Origin of the sequence: Streptomyces sp. SID4985 (assembly GCF_009863025.1) — a bacterium.
Lineage (GTDB): Bacteria > Actinomycetota > Actinomycetes > Streptomycetales > Streptomycetaceae > Streptomyces.
This window is the reverse complement of record NZ_WWIR01000513.1, coordinates 1-5,368: the sequence shown is the minus strand read 5'-3', so window position 1 is coordinate 5,368 and position 5,368 is coordinate 1. Positions and strand designations below refer to the sequence as shown.

4 protein-coding genes are annotated in these 5,368 nt (G+C 73.1%); 2 read left to right on the top strand and 2 right to left on the bottom strand.

Annotated features, from left to right (window positions below):
- Positions 1 to 71: 71 nt before the first annotated feature.
- Positions 72 to 584, bottom strand: coding sequence for a hypothetical protein (locus GTW40_RS22410; protein WP_161181982.1), 513 nt, complete (start codon positions 582 to 584; stop codon positions 72 to 74).
- A 67-nt stretch (positions 585 to 651) separates the two neighbouring features.
- On the opposite strand from GTW40_RS22410, the gene GTW40_RS22405 reads away from it, so the two are divergent.
- Positions 652 to 1,113: a MarR family transcriptional regulator gene (locus GTW40_RS22405; protein WP_202486267.1), complete on the top strand. Its 462-nt coding sequence runs from the start codon at positions 652 to 654 to the stop codon at positions 1,111 to 1,113.
- 90 nt (positions 1,114 to 1,203) lie between these two features.
- Complete coding sequence (locus tag GTW40_RS22400; RefSeq protein ID WP_237525629.1) at positions 1,204 to 2,115, top strand: phosphatase PAP2 family protein; 912 nt, start codon at positions 1,204 to 1,206, stop codon at positions 2,113 to 2,115.
- Positions 2,116 to 2,146: 31 nt separating this feature from the next.
- Here GTW40_RS22400 and GTW40_RS22395 read toward each other — a convergent pair whose 3' ends face one another.
- Positions 2,147 to 5,146 (bottom strand): bifunctional [glutamine synthetase] adenylyltransferase/[glutamine synthetase]-adenylyl-L-tyrosine phosphorylase, encoded by a 3,000-nt coding sequence (locus GTW40_RS22395; RefSeq protein ID WP_161181980.1) that lies wholly within the window; start codon positions 5,144 to 5,146, stop codon positions 2,147 to 2,149.
- Positions 5,147 to 5,368: the final 222 nt, after the last annotated feature.

Genomic DNA, 5,368 nt, shown 5'->3' with positions numbered 1-5,368 from the left:
TCCGCCCGCGGTGAGCGCGGCGCCGCCCACGGCCGAGGCGGCGAGCAGGCGCCGCCTGGTGATGCCGCCCGTCACGCGGACCCCTCCTCGGAGGTCGAGCCCTCGGCCGCCCCGGCACTCTCGGTACGGGGGGACGGCGTCCATGCGGCCGTCGGGCGCCAGGCCCGGACCAGCATCAGCACCGTGCAGGCGATGATGGCCACGCCCAGCGGGACGTGGACGGCGAGCACCCGCCCGTACCCCATGGCTATCTGCCCGGCCTCCGCGCCGAAGAGCGCGAGGGACGCCAGGAGCGGCCAGCCCGGTCCACCGCCCGGCCGCCACAGCAGCAGAGCGGCCACGGCCTGCGCCACGGCGGTGAGCCCGGTGGCGGTGGCGTTCAGCGCGTGCAGGTCGAGGGCCGCGTAGTGACCGGACAGAAAGCTTCCGGCGAGGACCGCCTGCCCCACAGCGAGGACGGCCTCGCCGGTCACCACCGTCCGGAAGAGCATCAGGGTCCAGCGCCGCACCGGAGGACGTCCGCCGTCCGCGGGCGGGGAGGGCACCTGCACCAGGGGCGAGGTGGACGCAATCGTTTTAGGCATGGTCGAGATAGTGCCACATGGAACTATCTTTCTGGAACCAATCTCGCCTTGCCCTATGCTGAGGCCGATGAACCCGCCCGATTCCACCCCGCACCCACCCGGCATCGGCCGTGTCCGCGTCGGCCCGCTGCTCCGCCTCGCCCAGCGGCGCGCCGCCCACGCGTTCGCCGACGCCCTGCGCCCCCTGGACATCGAGGGCCGCCACTACGGCGTCCTGCTCAGCCTGAACGCGCACGGACCGCTCAGCCAGCGCCGGCTGATCGACCTCACCGGCGGCGACAAGTCCTCGATGGTGCGTACGGTCGACGACCTCGAGACCCGCGGCCTGGCCGTGCGCCGCCCCGCGCCCACCGACCGCCGCGCCTACGCCGTCGAGATCACCGACCGGGGCAGGGCGCTGTTCGCCGAGGCGTCCGTCGTCGCCGACGACGTGGCCGCACGGCTCCTCGGTCACATGGACGAGGACGATCAGGACCTGCTGTGCACCCTGCTGGAACGCTTCGTCGCGGCGCCCTCGGACAGGCCCTAGCACGAGGGGGCTCCGGACGCAGAACATGCGTGCCGGGACCCGCCTTGGGATGATCAGTGAGGCACCCTTCGTCTGGCAGACTCGGTGGCTATGAGTGACTCGACCGTGACAGGCCCGGAAGGTCGCGAGAAGGTGACCGTTCCGCGGACCGTCACGGGCGAGCGCACCGGAAGCGTGCGGGAGCGGCTGCGCCGTCGTCCCGGACGCCCCCGGCTGTGGTTCGAGATCCTGCTGACCGGGGTGAGTTACTGGGTCTACTCCCTGATCCGCAACGCGGTCCCGGAGCAGAAGGCCGAGGCGCTGCGCAACGCCGACGGGATCTGGCGCCTGGAGCACCATCTCGGCATCGCGGTCGAGGCATCGGTCAACCACGCCGCCGACGCGGTCACTTGGCTGATCATCGCCATGAACTACTACTACGCCACCCTGCACTTCGTCATCACGATCGCCGTGCTGGTGTGGCTCTACCGCTGGCATCCGGGGCGCTACGGCGCCGCCAGACTCGTCCTGTTCGCGACCACGGGCGTGGCCCTGCTCGGCTACTACCTGTTCCCGCTCGCCCCGCCCCGCCTGATGCGCGGCGGCCACTTCGTGGACACGGTCATGGTCCACCAGACCTGGGGCTCCATGGCCTCCGGCGACCTCAAGCACATGTCCAACCAGTACGCCGCGATGCCGTCGATGCACATCGGCTGGTCCCTGTGGTGCGGGCTGACGATCTTCGCGCTGGCCTCGGTGCCGTGGGTACGCGTCCTGGCCCTCCTCTACCCGGCGGCGACCCTCGTGGTCATCGTCGCCACCGCCAACCACTTCTGGCTCGACGCGGTGGGCGGGGCGGCGTGCCTGACCTTCGGGTTCGGGGTGGCGTGGCTCTGGTACGGGCGGCTGCCGGGGGCGCTGCCCCGGGGGGTGGACGGCGGCGTGGCCAACGGGGTGACCGACGGGGCGGAAGCGTCGCCGGACACGGGTACGAGGTCCCGGTCCAGGGCCGGTTCCCGGTGAGGGCCGAGCCGGTGCGCCGGTTCCGTCCGGCTCAGTCCGCGTAGAACCGTTCGTCCACCACCGCGCGGGCCCGGCGGGCGGTGCGGCGGTAGGCGTCGAGCATGGTGCCCGCCTGGCCGGCGCCGTAGCCGAGGTAGCGGCCGACGGCGGCCAGTTCGCGGGGCTCGGTGGGGAAGGTGTCCCCGGCCCGGCCCCGGACCAGCATGACCGCGTTGCGCACCCGGCTCGCCAGCACCCACGCCTCGTCCAGGACGGCCGCGTCCTCCTCGCTCAGCAGCCCCGCCTCACGCGCGGCGGCCAGCGCCTCCCGCGTACGGGTCGTACGCAGGCCCGGCACCTCCCAGGCGTGCCGCAGCTGGAGCAGCTGCACGGTCCACTCCACGTCGGAGAGCCCGCCGGGGCCCAGCTTGGTGTGCAGCTTGGGGTCGGCGCCGCGCGGCAGCCGCTCGGACTCCATCCGGGCCTTCAGGCGCCGGATCTCGCGTACGGCCTCGTCGTCCAGGCCGTTCCTCGGGTAGCGCAGCGGGTCGACGAGCTCGATGAACCGGCGCCCGAGGTCCTCGTCCCCCGCCACCGGCTCGGCCCGCAGCAGCGCCTGCGACTCCCACACCAGCGACCAGCGGCGGTAGTACGCCTCGTACGACTTCAGGGTGCGCACCAGCGGCCCCGACTTGCCCTCCGGACGCAGGTCCGCGTCGATCAGCAGCGGCGGGTCGGCGCTCGGGATCTGCAGCAGGCGGCGCATTTCGGCCACGACCTTGTTCGCGGCGCGGGCGGCCTCCTGGTCGTCCACGCCCTCGCGCGGCTCGTACACGAACAGCACGTCGGCGTCGGAGCCGTAGCCCAGCTCGTGCCCGCCGAAGCGGCCCATGCCGATGACCGCGAACCGGACCGGCAGGGTGTCGCCCCAGTGCTCGCGCACCACCGCGCGCAGGGTGCCCGCGAGGGTCGCGGCGGTGAGGTCGGAGATCGCCGCGCCGGTACGGTCCAGGAGGGCGCCCTCGTCGGCCTCGGCGGGGGTGGTCTCGGTGCCGTAGGAGCCGACGATGTCCGTCGCGGCCGTACGGAACAGCTCGCGGCGGCGCACTCCGCGGGCGGCGGTCACGCCCTGCTCGGCGTTCTCCGCGCGGCCCACCGCCGCCAGGATCTCCTGCTCCAGCTGGGCCCGGCCGCGCGGCTCCAGACCGCCGCTCCCGCCGTCCCCGTCACCGAGCAGCGCGACCGCCTCCGGGGCGCGCATCAGCAGGTCGGGGGCGAGACGGCCCGCCGAAAGCACACGGGCCAGGTTCTCCGCCGCCGCGCCCTCGTCGCGCAGCAGCCGCAGGTACCAGGGGGTCTTGCCGAGCGCGTCGGAGACCTTGCGGAAGTTGAGCAGTCCGGCGTCCGGGTCGGCGGAGTCCGCGAACCAGCCGAGGAGCACGGGCAGCAGCGTGCGCTGGATCGCCGCCTTGCGGGTCACGCCGGAGGCCAGCGCCTCCAGGTGCCTCAGGGCGGCCGCCGGGTCGGCGTACCCGAGCGCGACCAGGCGCTCCCGGGCCGCCTCGGGGCTGAGCCGGGCCTCGCCTGGGGCTAGCTGGGCCACCGCGTCGAGCAGCGGGCGGTAGAACAGCTTCTCGTGCAGCCGTCGTACGACGCCGGTGTGCCGCTTCCACTCGCGGCGCAGCCGGGTCACCGGGTCGGTGCGCAGGCCGAGCGAGCGGCCGAGCCGTCGCAGGTCCTCCTCCGCCTCCGGGACCAGGTGGGTGCGGCGCAGGCGGTAGAGCTGGATGCGGTGCTCCATCGCGCGCAGGAAGCGGTACGCCTCGTCCAGGCGGGCGGCGTCCTCTCGGCCGACGTAGCCGCCCGCCGCCAGCGCCTGGAGCGCGTCCAGGGTCGTACGGCTGCGCAGGGTCGGGTCCGTGCGGCCGTGCACGAGCTGGAGGAGCTGGACCGCGAACTCGACGTCCCTCAGTCCGCCGGGGCCCAGCTTCAGCTCGCGGTCGATCTCCGACGCGGGGATGTTCTCCACCACCCGGCGGCGCATCTTCTGCACGTCCGCGACGAAGTTCTCCCGCTCCGCCGCCTGCCACACCATCGGCGCCAGCGCCTCGATGTACGCCTCCCCCAGCTCCGCGTCCCCCGCCACCGGGCGGGCCTTCAGCAGCGCCTGGAACTCCCAGGTCTTGGCCCAGCGCTGGTAGTACGCGATGTGGCTGCTCAGCGTGCGGACGAGGGGGCCGTTGCGGCCCTCGGGGCGGAGGTTCGCGTCCACCGGCCAGATCGAGCCCTCGATCGTGGTCTCCGAGCAGATGCGCATCATGTGCGAGGCGAGTCGCGTCGCGGATCTGAGGGCCTTGGACTCGTCGGTGCCTTCCGCCGCTTCCGCTACGAAGATCACGTCCACGTCCGAGACGTAGTTCAGCTCGTGGCCGCCGCACTTGCCCATCGCGATGACCGCGAGTCGGCAGGCAGCGGCGTCTTCGGGGGCGGCGGCTCGCGCCATCGCGAGGGCGGCGCGGAGGGTTGCCGTGGCGAGGTCGGCCAGTTCTGCGGCTGTCTGGGCCAGGTCCGTGGTGCCGCAGACGTCCCTCGCGGCGATGGAGAGGAGGCAGCGGCGGTAGGCGACTCTGAGGGACACCGGGTCTGTCGCTTCCGCGAGTCCTCGTTCGAACTCGGCCACTCCTGGGTGCAGGTCTCCCGGTTCGTACGTGACCAGGGTCTGCCAGTCGTGGGGGTGGCGGGCCAGGTGGTCCGCGAGGGCCTCCGATGCGCCGAGGATGCCGAGGAGGCGGTCCCTGAGGGGCTTGGCCGCGATCAGGGTGTCGAGGAGTTCTCTTCTGTCCGTGGGGGCGGGCTGGGACTCCAGGAGTCTGACCAGGCCGTGCAGGGCTAGGTCGGGGTCGGCGGTTCCGCCGAGGGCTTCCAGGAGGACAGGGTCGTCGCGTACCTCCGACAGCTCCGGGGTGTCGAGGCTGCGTTCTGCGGCGGAGGGGTCGGTGAAGCCGTGCCTGAGCAGTCGGGTGAAGGTGCTGCTTCTGCGGCCCGGCGTCATCTTCTTGGGCTCCCCATCTTTTTCGGGACGGTGCTGGCCAGAGCGTAACGCCCGCGGCGCTTCGGGGCTGGGGCGGTGACCTGGGTGCCGGTGCGTGGCATCGCGCCCACGGTTGTGTCGTGGTCGGGGCCGCGGCGGGGGGTATCCGTCCTCGGTCCGGCGCACTGTTCGCTATATAGGCGCCGGGTGTTTTCGCCGGCCGCTGCGGGCGGACACCCCCCG

What these genes read in the sequence shown, in the direction of transcription:
- GTW40_RS22410 (WP_161181982.1), bottom strand. Translation starts at nt 584, where the DNA reads ATGCCTAAAACGATTGCGTCCACCTCGCCCCTGGTGCAGGTGCCCTCC.
- GTW40_RS22405 (WP_202486267.1), top strand. Translation starts at nt 652, where the DNA reads ATGAACCCGCCCGATTCCACCCCGCACCCACCCGGCATCGGCCGTGTC.
- GTW40_RS22400 (WP_237525629.1), top strand. Translation starts at nt 1,204, where the DNA reads ATGAGTGACTCGACCGTGACAGGCCCGGAAGGTCGCGAGAAGGTGACC.
- GTW40_RS22395 (WP_161181980.1), bottom strand. Translation starts at nt 5,146, where the DNA reads ATGACGCCGGGCCGCAGAAGCAGCACCTTCACCCGACTGCTCAGGCAC.